Raw genomic sequence first — 17,373 nt, forward strand, 5'->3', positions numbered from 1 at the left:
GACGACAGATTATTTAGCGGTGGGCATACCAAACTCCGGACCTTTGACGATGCTGTCTGGCCAGCGCTGCATTACGCTTTTGTAGCGGCTGTAGAAGCGGATGCCCTCTTCGCCATAGGCGTGGTGATCGCCGAATAGCGAACGCTTCCAACCGCCGAACGAATGCCAGGCCATAGGCACCGGAATCGGTACGTTGATCCCGACCATCCCGACCTTGATCGTGCGCGCGAACGCACGCGCAATACCGCCATCGCTGGTAAAACACGACACGCCATTACCGAACTCATGGGCGTTGATCAACGCCACAGCGCTGGCGAAATCCGGCACCCGAACAATGCCCAGCACCGGACCGAAAATTTCCTGCTTATAAATAGTCATTTCAGGGGTAACGTTATCGAACAGCGTAGCGCCAACAAAGAAGCCCTCTTCGGCACCCGGGACGCTGAAGTTGCGGCCGTCAACGATCAGTTCCGCGCCTTGCTCTACACCTTGATCGATGAAGCTCAAGACTTTGCTTTTATGCTCGCCAGTGACTAACGGACCCATGTCGATGTCGCGTTGCATGCCGTTGCCGACCTTGAGTTGGTCGATGCGCGGCAGCAGTTTTTCGATCAGTTGGTCGCCGACGTCACCAACCGCCACTGCGATGGAAATCGCCATGCAGCGCTCGCCGGCAGAGCCGTAAGCAGCACCGATCAAGGCATCGGCGGCCTGATCGAGGTCGGCGTCTGGCATGACGATCATATGATTTTTGGCCCCACCCAAGGCCTGTACACGTTTGCCCCGCGACGTACCCTGTTGGTAGATGTATTCGGCAATGGGTGTCGAACCGACAAACGAAATTGCTTCGATATCGGGGTGTTGCAGCAAGGCATCAACGGCCGCTTTGTCGCCCTGAACCACGTTGAATACACCGTCTGGCAAACCGGCTTCACTGAGCAGACGCGCCATAAACAGGCTGGCCGAAGGGTCGCGCTCGGAAGGCTTGAGAATAAAAGTGTTACCGGTGACCAAGGCCATGGGAATCATCCACAGCGGCACCATGACCGGGAAGTTGAACGGCGTGACCCCGGCGCAAACGCCCAGGGGTTGGCGCAGGTTCCAGTTGTCGATGCCGCCACCGATGTTATCGCTGTAATCGGTTTTCAACAGGCTCGGCGCACCACAGGCAAATTCGACGATTTCAATACCACGGGTGACCTCACCTTTGGCGTCGGAAAACACTTTGCCGTGTTCGCGGCTGATGATCGCTGCCAGCTCATCATGGTGTTGATCCAGCAGCTCTTTGAATTTGAACATCACGCGTGCGCGGCGTAGCGACGATTGATCAGCCCAAGCCGGAAACGCGGCCAACGCTGAAGCCACGGCCTCGTCCACGGTTTTCGCGCTGGCCAGCGCGACTTGCGCTTGCACCTTGCCGGTGGCCGGATTGAACACATTGCTGTAGCGCTCGCTGCCTTCGCGTTGAGCAGAGCCGGTAAGCACTTGGCCGTTGATGTAGTGACCAATAATCGGAGTGTTGCTCATGCCGCTGTTCCTTATCGAATAGGTTTAAAGATCCAATAACCAGCTGTGCTGGGGATCGTTGTGGAACTGCCAGGCGCGTTTTGGACCGGCCATCACGTTCAAATAATACGACTCGTAGCCATAGGGCACGCTGACCGGGTGATAACCCTTGGGCACCGTGACCAAGTCGTTGTTCTCCACTGCCATAGTTTGATCAATGCTGCGGTCGTCGGTGTACACCCGCTGAAACACATAGCCCTGCGGCGGGTTGACCTGATGGTAATAGGTTTCTTCAAGAAAGCTCTCGTGGGGCAGGTCATCCTGGTCATGCTTGTGGGGCGGGTAGCTGGACGAATGCCCGGAGGGCGTGCGCACTTCCACCACCAACAGCGAATGCGCAGGCTCTGTGTCGGGAAGAATGTCGCACACATAACGGGTATTAGCGGCTTTACCTCGGCTGCTACGTTTCATGCTTTCAGGGCGGATCAAGCGTGCCGGCAGTTGCTTGGCAACATCGCCGGCGGCGGAGCACACGGCAATTTGTACTGCGCTGAGTGCGATCACCTGAGCTTGACTGTAGGGCGGCAAGTACACGGCGAAGGGCGATTTGTCTTCGAACACCGAGTGCCGATCGCCAATGTTCTGCCACTTGAAAGCGGCCTGCCCCGGCGCCTCGCCGGTCACATCAACCCGGCCACTAAGCAATACCAGGCACAGTTCTTTCTCACCGGCACTGACCGGTAAACTCTCACCGACACTTAAACGATAAGCGGCGAAGCCGACGTACTCCAATGCACCGTCTGCCAGCGCAACGACGTTGCGGCCTTCAGCGTTACTTTTCACCAGCAGGTTCATGACCAAGCGCTCCTGTGTTGGGCATCGGCGAGCAAACTGCGCAGGGTCTCATAGCCTTTTTTGGCATAGGCATAACTGGGCGCGACCGCCGGGTCTTGCTCGGCTTCTACCACCAGCCAGCCGGTGTAGTGGGCGGCCAACAAGACGTCGAGCAAAGCAGCGAAATCAATGTCGCCATCGCCCGGCACGGTGAACGTACCGTTGATGATGCAGTCCGGAAAACTCCACAAATGGTTGCGCGCCAGTTGCACCACTGGCTTGCGTACGTCTTTGAAATGCACGTGGCAAATCCGGTCGATATGTTTTTTCAATACCTGCAGTGGCTCGCCGCCCCCCATGTAGCAATGGCCCGAATCGAACAGCAAGCCGACTTCGCTGCCGGTCAGGGCCATCAGCTTATCGATGTCCTGGGGCGATTCAACGTAAGCGCCCATGTGATGGTGATAGGCCAAACGTACGCCGCGGGATAAAGTGAAACGCGCCAACTGGGTTAGCTTGTCGGCGTACTCCTGCCACGCCCGATCACTGTAAAAACGTGGTCGCTCGACCAATGGAATGCGCTGCCCTTGAATTGAGTCAGCGACTTCGCCGTATACCAAAACCGTAGCGCCGTTTTCTGCAAGCAACTGCACATGCGAGGAAATGGCCTCGATTTCCTCAACCACCGAACGCCGCGCCAAACGACCGGAATACCAGCCAGAGACCAGCGCCAGTTCGTAGGGACGCAACACATCGCCGACGCCTTTGGCGTCTTTAGGGAACTTGCCGTTGAGCTCAAATCCTTCGTAGCCTATTTCCGCGCCTTCGCTCAAGGCAGTACTCAGCGGCGTTTCGCCACCGAGTGCAGGTAGATCGTCGTTGCTCCATGAAATCGGGTTAATGCCGATCCGGATCGCTGAATGGGTGTTCGAAGTGGGCATGGGTGCACCTGTATGTCGGTATCAACTAAACGCTGGTTTTGGCTGGATGAACGACTCAGCTCAGTCATCGCGACCGCATCAGGCTCTCGCCTCGCGCCAGGATTCGATCAAGAACGTGAACGTACGTTGCACGTGGCTTATCAGTGTCGCGTCATCGATTTCGTTCGCCATCCAGGCGCGGCTGGGCTCTTGGAAAATCGTCCGGCCAACGGCAAACCCCCGGCAACAGCGGCTACGGCTAGCTTGTTTAAATCCTTCGGCCAGCGCTTCAGCCGGCGCATTGAGGCCCAGCAACACAACGCCGCGGCAATACGGATCGCGCTCGCTGATCAACTCATCTAGCTGTTGCCACACTTGGGCGGTCTGTGACTCGATTTTCCACCAGTCCGGAAAAATTCCAAGGTTGTATAGGCGTTTCAACGCGCGATAGAGCACATCGGGATGGGTTGAGGGGTGATCCTTTGGCGGGATGACTTCCAGCAACAATTCATGACCGCTGGTTTGCGCAGCGCGGTACAAGCCCATGAGTTGGGCTTCTTGCTCCAAACGCAGCAACGGCTCATCGTCGGGATGAAATTGCACCAGGCATTTGATGATCTGTTCCTTAGGCCAGGCCAGCAAATTGCTGCCGATGGAACGGCCGTGTTCAAACGCCAGCGGTCGCGAGCCCTGCACTTCCACCGGACGAGCAATCCACCAGCCGCGCCCGGTGGCGCTGTTGAGTGAATCTTGACCGAAGCGCTGATCAGCCAGCAACCCAACGTCGGCGTCGATCCTCCGCTGGCGCAAATCCACTTCAACCCGCTCTACCGCCTGAATAAACAACTGCTTGAGCTGAGCAATGCTGTCCAGATCCCGTCCGGCTTTCTGCGCCAGTTCCACCAGTTGTCCTCGATGGTCGAAGGCGAAAATAAACAGTGGCTTCCATTGCTTGCGCGGCACGCTGACCTGATGCAGTCGTTGCAGCACGGCGTCTTGATCCGGGCGCGTGATTGGCTCCTTGCTGTTAAATAGGTAATCCAGTTCCGCCAGGGTCGGCATGGCCGGCGCACAAGCGTGGCGCGATACCACCAGCCCACCGCAGGCATTGGCTAATTGGCAGCAGCGTTGATCGCTAGCCTCGTCCAGCCAGCCCATGAGAAAACCCGACATGAACGCATCACCTGCGCCCAATACGTTCAAGACTTCGACCCGAACACCGGGGTAAATGTCGCCGTGCTCCAAACGATCAGGAATCGCCCCGTGAATCACGGTACAACCCTGCGGGCCCAGTTTCACCACCAAGGTTGCGGCGGTCAGGTCACGCACTTTGCGCAATGCGCTGAGCAGGTCTGTGCCACCGCCTGCGATCAGAAACTCTTCTTCAGTGCCGACGATCAGGTCGAAGCGCGGCAATATACGCTGCACGTGCTGGCTGACTTTTTGGTCGGCAACAAAGCGGGTCTCGCCATCAGACTTGCTCGCCAACCCCCACAACACCGGTCGGTAGTCGATATCGAGGATACGTCTGACGTTGTGTTTTTCCGCATAGTCCAGCGCCTGGCTGCTGGCCTTGAACACGGGCTCGGTCGAAAAATGTGTACCGGTAATCAGCAGGGCTTTGCTGGAGGCAATATAGGCTTCGCTAATGTCTTCACTACGCAGCGCCATGTCGGCGCAGTTTTCACGGTAGAACACTAACGGAAATGTTTCGCGGTCCTTGAGGCCCAGCAACACCATGGCAGTAAGTCGTTCCGGGTCGGTTTTTATGCCGCTGACGTCGCAGCCTTCACGCACCAATGACTCGATCAGAAAGCGTCCCATGTGGTCGTCGCCGACTCGGCTAATCATGGCTGATTTGAGACCCAGGCGGGCGGTGCCAAAGGCTATGTTTGCGGAAGAGCCGCCGAGGTATTTGGCGAAGCTGCTGACGTCTTCAAGTCGCGCACCGACCTGCTGCGCGTATAGATCAACGCCGAGACGTCCGAGGCAGATCAGATCCAATGGACGACCAGTGGAAAAACGTGTCTGAACCATGCTGGCTCCTATTATTTTTATCAGCCTGCGATTCACGCGAGGGCGCGCGCATCGCTTTGGGTAGATGCAGACTAGAACGTCTCGTGGCGTCAATCAATATTTATTCTATAAATTATTTATGTGGAATATTTTTTCCATTAATATGTAATGGAACAGCACATGGTCCTAAAGAGGCGAGGCTATAAATAGCCAGCCCTGTAAACTAAGCCGTCCATTGTCAGGGGCATGGGCGCCTCGCCTGTCCGGCCGCGCCTTATAAGAACAAGTCTGAGAAGGAACCACCGTATGTCCAGCATCGATCAGCAGACAGTAACCAGTGCCGATACGCCTTTGAATGCTGAAAGCCTGCTCAAGCTGATCACCACCGAATACGAGAGCTTGCCGCGTCAGCTCAAACGTATCGCGACCTATATGACTCAGCAAAGCGACCGGATCATGGTTGACCGGATCAGCGATATTGCCCGCGAATGCGAAGTTCATCCATCAGCGATCGTGCGGTTCTCCCAACGCTTTGGCTTCAGTGGCTTCAGCGAAATGCAAGCGTTGTTTCGTGAGGCCTACACCCACAAAACCACGCCTGCACAAAACTACCAACAGCGAATCCGCAACATGATCGCCAATAAGTCGCAAAAAGCCAGCGGTGGAGATCTTGCGCGCGAGTGCGTGAATGCGACGCTGTCCGGGTTGGAACGGTTGGGCGCCGAGTTGGACGACGTAGTGTTCGACACAGCGGTAGATTTAGTCGTTAACGCTGACAATATTTACGTGGTTGGGGTGCGCCGTTCTTTCGCGGTGGCCGACTACTTGGTGTACAACCTGCAACACACCAACAAACGCATCCATCTGATTTCCGGTTTAGGTGGCAGCTACCGCGAGCAGATGCGCAGCGTACGCGCCAACGATTTGGTAATCGCCATTAGCTTTACCCCATACGGCAAAGAAACACAGCATTGCTTGCGAATCGCTCAACACAATCAGGCCAAGACCTTGATCATTACAGACAGCAACCTTTCGCCGTTGGCCAAACGCGCCAACGCAGTATTACTGGTTAACGAAGGCAGTTCCTTTGCATTCCGCTCGCTCAGTGCAACGCTGTGCTTGTGTCAGGCATTATTCATAGCGGTCGCCTATCGACTGGAGTTGAAGGTTGATCAAATACACGAGCAGGTTGGGTTTGATGATTAATTACACCCGTACGCGGCACTCAACCTATTCCAAACATTAGAAAACTATTCAAACGCATATTCAGTTGTACAGAGTTGTTTTTTTGTACAACTAATCATGGCGATTTTTGTAGAACCGCACGTATGATAGCTTTCTTGCGACAGGCAACGCAGTAGGCCGCACTCCGCCCGGTTGACCATGTACCAGGAACTTGTTACCTCCCTACCGTTTTCCTGAGTCGAGTTCAGCATGCTATTCAACGCACATAAAAAAGTTATACAGGATCTGCAGCATGTCATTGCTCAACAGACGAGTTTGTTACAAGCCATCGATCGCTCTATGGCAAGTATTGAGTTCGACTTAAATGGCGTTGTCTTGAGCGCCAATGAAAACTTTTTAAACACCATGCGCTATCGTAAAGAGGATCTGATCGGTAAAGAACATCGGCATTTCTGCACACCTGAATATGTGCGTAGCAGTGATTATGCTCAACTGTGGGCGCGTTTAAGGGCCGGTGATTTCGTGACGTCGACCTTCCTTCGGGTTGCGGGTGACGGCGAGCCGGTCTGGCTTGAAGCGAGCTATAGTCCGGTTAAGGATGCATCTGGCAAAGTGGTTAAAATCGTCAAGTACGCCATGGATGTAACTGAGAAAATTCAAACCGAAAACGAAACAAAAAACAAACTTCAGGCTTTCGATCGCGCGATGGTTGAGATTGAGTTCGAGCCCAGTGGACAAATTTTGACCGCTAACGAAAACTTCCTGAAGCGGATGGGCTATAGCCTCAGCGAATTAAAAGGCAAACACCACCGGATGTTCTGCCCACCCGAGGTCATCAACTCAACCGACTACGAAGAATTCTGGCGCAGGCTGAACAAAGGTGAATTTTTCAGCGGACAGTTCAAGCGCATGGACAAACATGGTCAGACCGTTTGGCTGGAAGCTAGCTATAACCCGGTATATGACGCCCGCGGCAATCTGAACAAAGTGGTCAAGTTTGCATCTGACATCACCGACCGAGTTGTAAAACACGAGCAAGACGCCCGTAGCGCCGCTCAGGCTTATCACATCTCTATTGAAACTCAGAAGGTCGCGGAGGTAGGCACCCGAGTCATTCAACAAGCGGCGAGTGAAATGCGCCAAATATCGCTAAATATTGAAGACTCCTCTCGAATCGTTGCCCAACTGGGTGAGCGCTCGAATCAGATTACCGCCATCGTCAACACGATTCGCAGCATTGCAGACCAGACCAACTTGCTGGCCCTCAACGCCGCTATCGAAGCTGCGCGGGCCGGTGATCAAGGACGCGGGTTCGCGGTGGTCGCCGACGAAGTGCGCCAACTGGCAGCGCGTACCAGCCGCTCAACAGCGGAAATTTCGGAGATGATCCAAGTCATCTAGACCGAAACCCAGTTGGCCATTAGCAGCATGGACAATACGCGGTCGACTGCCAGCCGCGGTGTTGAACTGGCCGACCAGGCGGGATCGGTCATTGTGCAGATCAGCGCTGGCGCCAGCGAAGCTGTGGCGGCAGTGAAGATGTTTGCTCGCCAGGAAATGAGTTGAGATTGAGGGTGAACGTAACGGACAGGCTTAACTGTTCACAACGATTCTTCGCGATCATCCTGTCTGACTTGCGGTGCCGACTCAACCGCAGATCCTGCCACGCTTAACGGTTTGAGCCGCAAAGCGTGTGCGGGTAGCAAACCGGCGACGGCTGGAAAATGCCGCAGGAAGTGAAAGCACAGAAAAATCAACGGAGCACGCCACCACTCCCGGCGTCTGGCCTGCTGAAGCGTTACTTGCCGACATTGTGTCAACATCAATTCACGCAAGTGTTTGTGCAATTTCTGGTTAAGAGCCTGATCACGGATGAACAGGTTCGCTTCAAGGTTCAATGACAGGCTCAAAGGGTCAAGATTACTTGAGCCCACGGTGGACCACTCCTGATCAATCAACGCCACGTTACCGTGTAGCACCCGTTGCGTGAATTCGTGGAGGATCACGCCCTCACGCAGCAGGTAGGCATACAGCATGCGCGAGCACATCCGAACCAGGGGCAGGTCCGGTTGCCCCTGCAAGATCAGATTCACTTTGACCCCACGGCGCGCCGCGTTTCGCAGTTCTCGCAAAAATCGATAACTGGGAAAAAAACACGCATTGGCAATAGTGACCCGCTGGTTGGCATTTCGAATCGCCAGCATGTATTGCTCTTCAATGTCGGCGGTGTGCTCTGTATTGTCGCGAACGGCTAACAGCATCCGGGCACTGCCAGTCTGATGCTGAACGACGTGCAAGGGTCTCATTGCCCCACGCGTTGCGGACCTGACAAGGCTCAGGCTGGACTGATAGATGTCCGCAACCACGGGGCCGCGTACCAACAATGCGTAATCTTGCTTGGCTGTCGGACCAGTGTCGCTCATGTGATCAAGGCTATAGTTGGGGCTACCAATCAGGGCCAGTTCTGCATCGATTACCACAATTTTGCGATGCAAGCGGTAAAACAGCTGAGTCCGTTTACCCAGCATTTGCGAGCGCTGGCCGAACAACTCCACACGCACCCCGGCACGGAGAAGTTGTGCCAAAAACTCCGGATTCAAATCCGAGGTGCCGTAATCGTCCATCGTTAACACTACCCGTACACCGCGCAAAGCCGCCTCGATCAACGCCTGCTGTAATGCTTCTCCTACCCGGTCCTGAACGATGATGAACGTTTCTAGCAGTACCTCTTTTCGCGCGGCCCGAATGCAATCAACTACTTGGGCGAAAAAATCTTCGCCATTGATTAGCAACTGCGCTGAGTTACCGTCACGCCATTGATATTGGGCACAGGAGAGTTTCACAAACGCACCTCCACCGCCGATGGCGCGCGGCCAGAAAGATGGGACCAAGGCCGATGATCAGGGCCTTGGTTAAATAGGTCGTAGCATGGCGCAGAAATCCGATCCAGTCGCATCAGCACAGGCCAGCCCTGCCTGCGCAATAGGGTGAAACGACTAAAAATTAACGCCTCGCATATCACCTGGCGCCACTTCAAGCCCCTCTGCCAAGCCAAACCGTTCGAGCAGTTTACGAGCGTCATACGGCGCGCGGACCTTGATGTCGTTATCGAAATAGCAATAAACATCGCGAGCTTTTCGCTTGAGTGCGCTCTTGGTGCTGACCAAGTGTGCATCTTTGGGCTGCGTCCCCCGATGCCAAGCGTCGATACGATCGCCCCAACGCGTGATCGCAGCCGGCGTATAGCCGCTTTCATAAAGTGCCTTTTCGCCGTGCAACCGCAGGTAGACGAAATCGCTGGTGAGGTCTTCCAGGTAGGGCCATTTGCCCGCCGTATCCGCGACCACTAACGCCACATTGTATTTGCGTAACAGCGCGATAAATTCATCGGTGGCAAAACTCGCGTTTCGTATTTCCACGGCATGACGCACGGTCCCAGTACTGGGTATATCCAGATAATCAGGTTTTTTCATACGCTCATCACATTGTTTCGCGCAGGCCTTAGCTTGCATCGTGGTATGCGGCAGTAATGACAAAAAATGTTCGAATTTTTCTACATTGAATTTAAATGAAGGGGGAAATTGCCAAAGAATCGGGCCTAATTTCTGTTTGAGTTGAAAGATGCCAGAAGCGAAGAAATTAGCCACCGGTATTTCAACTTCGTCAAGGCGTCGAACGTGGGTGATAAATCGCGGACCTTTAATGCTGAATACAAAGTTGTCGGGGGCGTCGGCCCCCCAACGGGAGTAAAGGTCCGGCGACTGCAAGGAATAGAATGAACCGTTTATTTCAATACTGTTCACAGCGCGGGAAGCAAATTTGAGCTCATTTTTTTGAGTCAGTTTTTCGGGATAAAAATCACCCCGCCAAGGCACGTAACGCCACCCAGAAATACCGATGCGAATCTCGCTCATCTGTCCGATACTCAGTGTCCGATATCATCCCGTATGAAACCTGTAATCCGCGCGGGTTCAACGAATATCACTCGTTCCAGTAGTGAAATCGATTCAGCAAATTCGCCCTATACCGTCTATCGGCTGCCCGGCTAAATGTTTAAACCATTTTCGCTGAACGACTTCACACATTGACGAGGGCTAATCCTCGTTACCGACTCCACATTCGAGGTTGATTGATCATGCCAAACAGCAAAAAACCAGCTGGCGATAGCAAACAATCTGATACCAACAAAAAAGGCAGCGGCTCGGGTGGCAACTTTGCCAATGATCGTGAAAAGGCTTCCGAAGCCGGAAAAAAGGGCGGAAGTTCGAGCGGGCATAAATAAATAAGCGCTTGGAAGGGCTGTTTATTTATTTTTTATGTATAAAAAGGGCGGGATCATCCCCGTCCTTTTTTGAGACTGCGGTCCTTATTGGCTTGAGGTATGGAACTTATGAAACTACATGCTCACACCCTTGGCGCCACCGGCCTGGCCTTACTGCTAAGTTTAGCCACGGTTTCTGCTTATGCGGGGGCCCCCGAAACTTTCGTTGAAGAGGCTTCAGCCAAGGGCATGGCGGAAATCCAAACTAGCCAACTGGCCATGGATAAATCTAAATCAGCAGACGTTAAAAGTTTTGCACAGATGATGATCACCGATCATACCGACGCTAATCAAAAACTGGCCGCTATCGCCACCGGGCTTAACCTGAAAACAGCCAGCGATGCCGAGATGATGGACAAGGCCAAGAAGATGATTCTTAACTACCGTGACGGGTCTTTCGATAAGGCTTACACCACCAACCAGGTAAAGGCTCATCAAGCGACCATCAAGTTGTTCCAGGACGAAATCAAGACCTCGAAAACGCCAGAACTGACCGCTTTTGCTAAAGCAGCTTTACCAACGCTTCAGGATCACTTGAAGATGGCCAAGCAGTTACAGGCCAAGTACAACAAATAATCTCTGTTCGAGCGCGTCGCGCTGACGCCTTTCAACTGCGGACCGCGCGCTTGGCGTGGTTCGCAAAATCGCAGTATTTGCGGCCCAGCTCGTCTGACCATTGATGAACATCCTGCAACTTCATATGAGGCATAGAAAAGCCCAATAGCGTTTCCATAATCGACATGGGTTCACGCTCAAAATTGACACTAGCGTCGGCGTTTATTGAGTGAATCCCGTCCCGGGTCTGACATTTATTATTGATACTAATGGCGTCGTTGCGGGAAACGTCATGAGGCAGCGAAAGCAATACTTTGCCCATGCCGATCCGAACAGGATAGCTTCCTGGTAAGCCATTGGGACCAGGTGCGTGAGCTTCTACCTCGTCAAAGGAAACAATACTGTTAATCACCGTCAACGCCGAAGCCGCCGTAAGCGACTGGCCGGCTACCCCGCCGGTGTGACGAAAGTTCACGAAGGCGCACTGGAAAATCTCCGAATCTGAAAACCGCCCTGAGCATTCCATGCCGCCAATCCGGTAGGAGAGCTTACAAACGCTCGGCTTTTGCAGCATCGCCTGCGGTAGATAATGGCTGAAATAATGTTTACCGACGATTTTGACCTGAACCTGATCGACAGGGGTCGAGGCCATCGTCGCAATTGCCATGCGCACAGCCGGAACCATATTAGCTGCGGTTCCCACTCCTATCACCGGTGCCAAGCCGGCTTTATCCAATACCGCGTTAACGGCATCAGGAAACGCCGCATTGACGGTTATTGCCCGAGACCCTGACAACTTGACCGCTCGCATCAAGTCGTAAGCAGGAGCAAGGTGCATCGGTAACCAAGGCCCTGGTTGCGATAGCCCAAGCTCATACCCATAACACCTAGGTAGCTCGTCAATTGTCTGCCGTGAGTGCAATGAAGCGCAGTTAACAATGACATCGGGCCTGATCCGGGTAAGAACATCGGCTACCTTATAGATATCGTTAAGGTCCGCCTCAACAGCGGTAATCGAACTCATCACCTCAAGTTGCAAGGTCGTCAGCTGTACTAAATTGCAAAGCCGGGTGGTTTTTTCCAGATTACGACTGGCCACATATAGGTGAAAATTGTTGCGAAGCGCCAACATCTGAAGCAGTTGAAAGCATAGATTTCCAGCACCCACGATGAGAACTTTCTTTCTGTCCATGGTTTTTTTTCGCTCACGTTGCGGAAAGAAGTAAATTCCCGAAAATGTCTAATTGAATCAATCAAACAGCAACGATGGATCACTGCAATTTTCATCCATGGTGGTTATATACGACGCTTATAACCAAAAATGCTAGCTTGCTTCTATTAAGGCTATGCCGATTGTCCAATAAATTCGAGGAAACGTTAAAAGCTTGGATCCAATGGCTGTGAATGTCAAAGCAGACAAAATGATTTTTAAGTATTAATTGCTATAAAAAAACTTTAAATGATGTTGATTCGCATGCTGATAAAACTGTCGGGAATAAAATATAGAAATAGATTTGTGCTTAGAAATATCATCCAATTGAGCGGAGCTACGGGAGGTTCGTCATAAAAAAAACGCTAGAGGGCCGCTGCGCTTTTTGTTCGGACAGTTTTCCTGTCATGGTGGTCTTGACGTTAGTCGTCGCGATTTCGCGCATACACACGTTTTGCATAAATAATTGACCAAGGAATCTACTGTGAATCAACCTTTGCTTACCCCGCGCTACAGCGCCAAAGCCCGCTGGTTACACTGGGTGATGGCTGCGCTGATCGTTCTGGCATACATCCTGATCCTTAGTCGAAGTCAGTTCGCCAAAGGTTCTGACCCAAAAATGTTCGTGACCCAGACTCATTTCTGGGTCGGAATCTTGATTTTACTAATGGCTTTTTTCCGCGTCGCCGAGCGTCGCCGCAACGCCCCTCCTAAAATTACCCCACCGCTGCAAGGCACTCTTCAGATCATTGCGAATTTGTCGCATTACGCGCTGTATGCCTTTCTATTTGCTCAGCCGCTGTTAGGTTTGTTTAGCGTATGGCTGGGCGACGGCAGTGTGCCTATTCCGCTGACATCCCTGTCAATACCTTCGCCGTTCGCCCTATCGCAACCCACCGCCGACTCACTTGAGGAGTTGCATGTATTGCTCGGGACGATTTTTTATTACGTGATTGGCTTGCACATCATAGCGACACTCTGGCATCACTTTGTGCGGCGTGACGACACCGTGAAACGCATGGTTTAAGCGCATACAACCATTTTCATCCCGGGCGCAACCTGTTTAGACCCGATCAGCTTTTAACATTGGTACAGAAGCCAGCCCGCCCAATAAAGCAGCCCTGATCACCAATGCGATCAGGGCACTGCTAGCCCGATTCAGTATCACGCTCACCGCTCTACAGTCTCCACTGCCTATCGCCCCCATGCATTAGACCCCCAACCTTCCCTACAACGGCGAAATCACGCTGATATCAAAAAAAGCTGGCTCTAATCGATAATGAGTATCATTATGTTACTAATTGGCATGCGCGTTACCGGCGCTGCGCATTAAAGTCACCTTCCTGAATTACGTGGTGAAACATGCTTGTTCCTTTTCTGATTATGCTGCGCGAAGGCATTGAAGCCGCACTTATCGTTGGCATCATCGCCAGTTACGTAAAGCAAACCGGGCGTGGCGAGTGGATGCCGGGCGTCTGGATCGGAGTATTTCTCGCTCTGGCGCTGGCCCTGATGGTCGGGGGTGGTCTGGAAATAATGAGCGCGCAGTTTCCGCAGCGTCAGCAGGAAATGTTTGAAGGTATCGTCGGCATGATTGCGGTCGTGATCCTGAGCTCCATGGTCTTCTGGATGCGCAAAGTGGCGCGCTCAATCAAGCATGCCTTGCACGCGTCGCTTGACGCGGCACTCTCCAATTCGAAAAACCAAATCTATGCACTAATTGCCATGGTGTTTTTTGCCGTGGCACGTGAAGGGTTGGAAACCGTATTTTTTCTGATGGCGGTGTTCCAGCAGAGCGACAGCGCAGGAGCACCGATAGGCGCCCTTTTGGGAATGCTCCTTGCAATTGGAGCGGGTTTCGCCATCTACAGCGGCAGCATGCGTTTGAACCTGAGTCTGTTCTTCCGCTGGACCGGCCTGTTTATTCTGGTGGTCGCTGCCGGCATCCTGTCCACCTCCGTGAGAGCGATGCATGAAGCCGGGCTGTGGAATCACTTACAGACCGTGGTCTTCGATATTAGCGCTACGTTACCAATGGATGGGCCGCTGGGATCGGTGTTAGCCGGCATGTTTGGTTATCAGGACGCCCCAACGATCAGCACGCTCAGCGTTTATTGGATCTACCTGATCGCCGCCCTGGTGCTGTTTTTTCTGCCGCAACCACGGGCGGCTAGCCTGCCAACCAAGCCTGGACATCATCAACACCCCTCTTGTCTAACGAATAAATAAGGGCACCCATGTCGAATCTTCCCTCTGGGCTTCCTAAGAAAGCCAAGCCTGCCCACGTCTTGCGATTGGCGGTCGCTGGCTCTGTGGTCGTTATGATCGCGGCCGGCGGGCTGTTTTACTACGCGTCTCAGGCCGCGATGCACAAGCGTCAGGCCAGTAGCAGCGCTGAAGTAATAGTCACCATTCACCCTCATAACTGTGAGCCGAATGCGTTGAGCGTCCCGGCAGGACGAACTACGTTTCGTATCGTTAACCGTTCAGAACGTGCGGTTGAATGGGAAATCCTCGACGGCGTTATGGTCCTCGAAGAGCGCGAGAATATTGCGCCCGGTTTAAGTGCAGTGATCAACGCCAACCTCAAGCCTGGTGACTACACCATTACCTGCGGTTTGCTCAGTAATCCGCATGGCACCATGAAGGTAATTCCGACCGCCGCTTCCGACGCCTTCGCCAAGGCCAAGCCCACTCTGGTTGCGTTCCTCGGACCGCTGTCGGAATACCGGGTGTACCTGAGCCTGCAAAGCTCGGCGCTGCTCAAGGCGATTACTGCGTTGCAAGCCGCTGTCGATGCCGGCGATTTGAGCCAGGCGCAAGCAGCCTATCTGCCCGCCCGCGCTGCCTATCAGCACATTGCACCTGCAACCCAGCGGTTTTCCGAAGTCGATAACGCCGTCAATGCCCGAGCCTATTACTACGAGAAACGCGAGCAAGACCCCGATTTCGGTGGCTTCCACCGCATCGAGTACAGCCTGTTCGACCAACATACCGTTGAAGGGCTGAGCCCAGTGGTGCAGAAGCTACAAGCTGACGTCACCCGTCTCAAGCAACAAATGCTGGCGCAATCAATGCAGCCCGAGCAACTGGTCGGCGGCGTCATTCACACGCTGCGCAGCCTCGCAGACCTTCGCAGCAACGGTGAAGAAGAACGTTACAGCCACAGCGATCTGAATGGCTTTGCTGCCAACCTGGACGGCGCCCGAAAGGTGATCGAGCTGATGCGGCCGCTGTTGGTCATGTCTCACCTCGACCTTTTACAGCGCATCGACAGCGCCACCGCCGCACTGGATGAGCAACTCAAGGAGTTCAGCATTGACGGCGTTTTCCGCCCGTACGACCAAGTCTCGGCCGACCAGCGTCAGCAGGTATCAGCCAAGGCCCAGACGTTAGCCGATGCGCTCGCTGGAATTGATCCGGCACTAGGTCTATCGGATCTCTGAACACCGGCCTCTCGATTTTGAATTAAAGCGAAGACGTATCCCATGAAGGATTTAAAGAACACCGATGCTCCAGAGTCAGTTCAACGCCGCCGAGTGCTTATGGGTCTTGGCGCGGCAGGTGCTGCGTTGGCCGGTGGCAGCTTGAGCGGCAACGTTTTGGCAGCCACTCAGGCAAAAGTGACCGAAGCACCACTCAGCGAGCAGACCCATGATCACCACGACTTCTACGGGCGTCATCAAACCGGAATAGTTACCCCGCGCCCGGCTGCCGGCATGCTGGTGTCGTTCGACGTATTGGCCACTGATCGTGAAGACCTTGAGCGCCTGTTTCGTACGTTGAACGAACGCATCGCATTTCTGATGACCGGTGGCGCCGTGCCTCAGATCGACGCCAAGTTTCCACCCACAGATTCGGGCATCCTCGGCCCGGTGGTGACTCCAGACAACCTGACGGTCACAGTGTCCGTAGGCGCCTCTTTATTCGATGGGCGTTTCGGTCTTGCAGCAATCAAGCCCAGGCGCCTTATTGAAATGGTCGGCTTCCCCAACGACGCTCTGGAACCTGATTGCTGCCATGGTGACCTGAGTATTCAATTCTGCGCCAATACCCCGGACAGCAATATCCACGCCCTGCGCGACATTGTGAAGAACACGCCGGATTTACTGTCAGTGCGTTGGAAGCAGGAAGGTACCGTGCCAGCGCAACCGCCGCTCAAACCGGGCCAACCGGCCGAAAGCGCACGCAACTTTCTCGGTTTTCGCGATGGCTCGGCCAACCCTGATTCCAACGACCAAAAAGCCATGGACGTCCTGGTATGGGTGCAACCCGATTCCGATGAGCCTAGTTGGACCGAGAACGGCAGTTACCAAGCAGTTCGGATTATCCGCAACTTCGTTGAACGCTGGGACCGGACGCCGCTGCAGGAACAACAAACGATTTTTGGCCGGCACAAGGTCACCGGCGCCCCTCTGGATGGCAAGCGAGAGAGCGACGAACCTCAATATGCTGCCGACCCCGATGGCAAGGTGACCCCTATGGATTCTCACATCCGTTTGGCTAATCCGCGTACTGCCGCTACCGAACGCAATCGTATTCTGCGTCGCCCGTTTAACTATTCCAACGGCGTGCGCAAAAACGGCCAGCTCGACATGGGCCTGCTGTTCATCTGTTACCAGTCTGATCTGGAAAAAGGTTTCATCAGCGTGCAGACCCGCCTCAACGGCGAGCCGCTGGAGGAGTACCTCAAGCCTATTGGCGGCGGTTACTTCTTCACCCTGCCTGGTGTTGTCAGTACTCAGGACTACATAGGTCGTTCGCTGCTTGCCGCTTCCACATCGGCAAAAAGTGCATGACTCATAACAAACCTACCCGGAAATACC

The 17,373-nt window shown here is 53.8% G+C and carries 14 protein-coding genes and 3 pseudogenes; 10 read left to right on the top strand and 7 right to left on the bottom strand.

Annotation, left to right across the window (positions count from 1 at the left end):
• Positions 1–9: 9 nt before the first annotated feature.
• The 4 genes from QN378_RS15985 to QN378_RS16000 all read right to left on the bottom strand — a co-directional run bounded on the left by QN378_RS15985 (position 10) and on the right by QN378_RS16000 (position 5,297).
• The gene (locus QN378_RS15985; protein WP_322201963.1) at positions 10–1,527 is read right to left on the bottom strand and encodes a CoA-acylating methylmalonate-semialdehyde dehydrogenase; all 1,518 of its coding nucleotides are present in this window, start codon (positions 1,525–1,527) and stop codon (positions 10–12) included.
• 24 nt (positions 1,528–1,551) lie between these two features.
• Positions 1,552–2,361: a 5-deoxy-glucuronate isomerase gene (gene iolB / locus QN378_RS15990; RefSeq protein ID WP_323550936.1), complete on the bottom strand. Its 810-nt coding sequence runs from the start codon at positions 2,359–2,361 to the stop codon at positions 1,552–1,554.
• Positions 2,358–3,281, bottom strand: coding sequence for a myo-inosose-2 dehydratase (gene iolE / locus QN378_RS15995; RefSeq protein WP_323550935.1), 924 nt, complete (start codon positions 3,279–3,281; stop codon positions 2,358–2,360). Before iolE ends, iolB begins: the two co-directional genes overlap by 4 nt.
• A 78-nt stretch (positions 3,282–3,359) precedes the next feature.
• A complete protein-coding gene (locus QN378_RS16000; RefSeq protein ID WP_323550934.1) occupies positions 3,360–5,297 on the bottom strand; it encodes a bifunctional 5-dehydro-2-deoxygluconokinase/5-dehydro-2-deoxyphosphogluconate aldolase in 1,938 nt (645 codons plus the stop codon).
• A 285-nt stretch (positions 5,298–5,582) separates the two neighbouring features.
• Between QN378_RS16000 and QN378_RS16005 the strand changes: the two genes are divergently transcribed.
• From QN378_RS16005 to QN378_RS23645, 4 genes and pseudogenes are all read left to right on the top strand, one after another.
• On the top strand, positions 5,583–6,482 hold the full coding sequence (locus QN378_RS16005) for a MurR/RpiR family transcriptional regulator (protein ID WP_323550933.1): 900 nt from the start codon (positions 5,583–5,585) through the stop codon (positions 6,480–6,482).
• Between the two features lie 228 nt (positions 6,483–6,710).
• Positions 6,711–7,472: pseudogene (locus tag QN378_RS23635) on the top strand (PAS domain-containing protein); the annotation flags it as partial.
• 123 nt (positions 7,473–7,595) lie between these two features.
• Positions 7,596–7,845 (top strand): annotated as a pseudogene (locus QN378_RS23640) (methyl-accepting chemotaxis protein); the annotation flags it as partial.
• 44 nt (positions 7,846–7,889) lie between these two features.
• Positions 7,890–8,027: a hypothetical protein gene (locus tag QN378_RS23645; RefSeq protein WP_416350635.1), complete on the top strand. Its 138-nt coding sequence runs from the start codon at positions 7,890–7,892 to the stop codon at positions 8,025–8,027.
• Between the two features lie 35 nt (positions 8,028–8,062).
• On the opposite strand, the gene clsB is transcribed toward QN378_RS23645, so the two are convergent.
• A complete protein-coding gene (gene clsB, locus QN378_RS16015) occupies positions 8,063–9,304 on the bottom strand; it encodes a cardiolipin synthase ClsB (RefSeq protein ID WP_323550932.1) in 1,242 nt (413 codons plus the stop codon).
• 153 nt (positions 9,305–9,457) lie between these two features.
• Positions 9,458–10,375: a DUF72 domain-containing protein gene (locus QN378_RS16020; RefSeq protein ID WP_322201951.1), complete on the bottom strand. Its 918-nt coding sequence runs from the start codon at positions 10,373–10,375 to the stop codon at positions 9,458–9,460.
• Positions 10,376–10,647: 272 nt separating this feature from the next.
• Here QN378_RS16020 and QN378_RS16025 point away from each other — a divergent pair.
• Together QN378_RS16025 and QN378_RS16030 are read left to right on the top strand one after the other, a co-directional pair.
• Positions 10,648–10,743, top strand: a pseudogene (locus QN378_RS16025) (general stress protein); the annotation flags it as partial.
• A gap of 108 nt (positions 10,744–10,851) precedes the next feature.
• Positions 10,852–11,358 (top strand): DUF4142 domain-containing protein, encoded by a 507-nt coding sequence (locus QN378_RS16030; protein WP_322201947.1) that lies wholly within the window; start codon positions 10,852–10,854, stop codon positions 11,356–11,358.
• 31 nt (positions 11,359–11,389) lie between these two features.
• On the opposite strand, the gene QN378_RS16035 is transcribed toward QN378_RS16030, so the two are convergent.
• A complete protein-coding gene (locus QN378_RS16035) occupies positions 11,390–12,529 on the bottom strand; it encodes a hypothetical protein (RefSeq protein WP_323550931.1) in 1,140 nt (379 codons plus the stop codon).
• A gap of 502 nt (positions 12,530–13,031) precedes the next feature.
• Between QN378_RS16035 and QN378_RS16040 the strand changes: the two genes are divergently transcribed.
• From QN378_RS16040 to efeB, 4 genes are all read left to right on the top strand, one after another.
• Positions 13,032–13,574 (top strand): cytochrome b, encoded by a 543-nt coding sequence (locus tag QN378_RS16040; RefSeq protein ID WP_322201943.1) that lies wholly within the window; start codon positions 13,032–13,034, stop codon positions 13,572–13,574.
• Between the two features lie 335 nt (positions 13,575–13,909).
• Positions 13,910–14,776, top strand: coding sequence for an iron uptake transporter permease EfeU (gene efeU / locus QN378_RS16045; protein ID WP_322201941.1), 867 nt, complete (start codon positions 13,910–13,912; stop codon positions 14,774–14,776).
• A gap of 8 nt (positions 14,777–14,784) precedes the next feature.
• Complete coding sequence (efeO, locus tag QN378_RS16050; RefSeq protein ID WP_322201939.1) at positions 14,785–15,993, top strand: iron uptake system protein EfeO; 1,209 nt, start codon at positions 14,785–14,787, stop codon at positions 15,991–15,993.
• 42 nt (positions 15,994–16,035) lie between these two features.
• Positions 16,036–17,346, top strand: coding sequence for an iron uptake transporter deferrochelatase/peroxidase subunit (efeB, locus tag QN378_RS16055; RefSeq protein ID WP_323550930.1), 1,311 nt, complete (start codon positions 16,036–16,038; stop codon positions 17,344–17,346).
• The last annotated feature ends 27 nt before the right edge of the window (positions 17,347–17,373 follow it).

This window comes from Pseudomonas sp. 10S5 (genome assembly GCF_035019745.1).
Lineage (GTDB): Bacteria > Pseudomonadota > Gammaproteobacteria > Pseudomonadales > Pseudomonadaceae > Aquipseudomonas.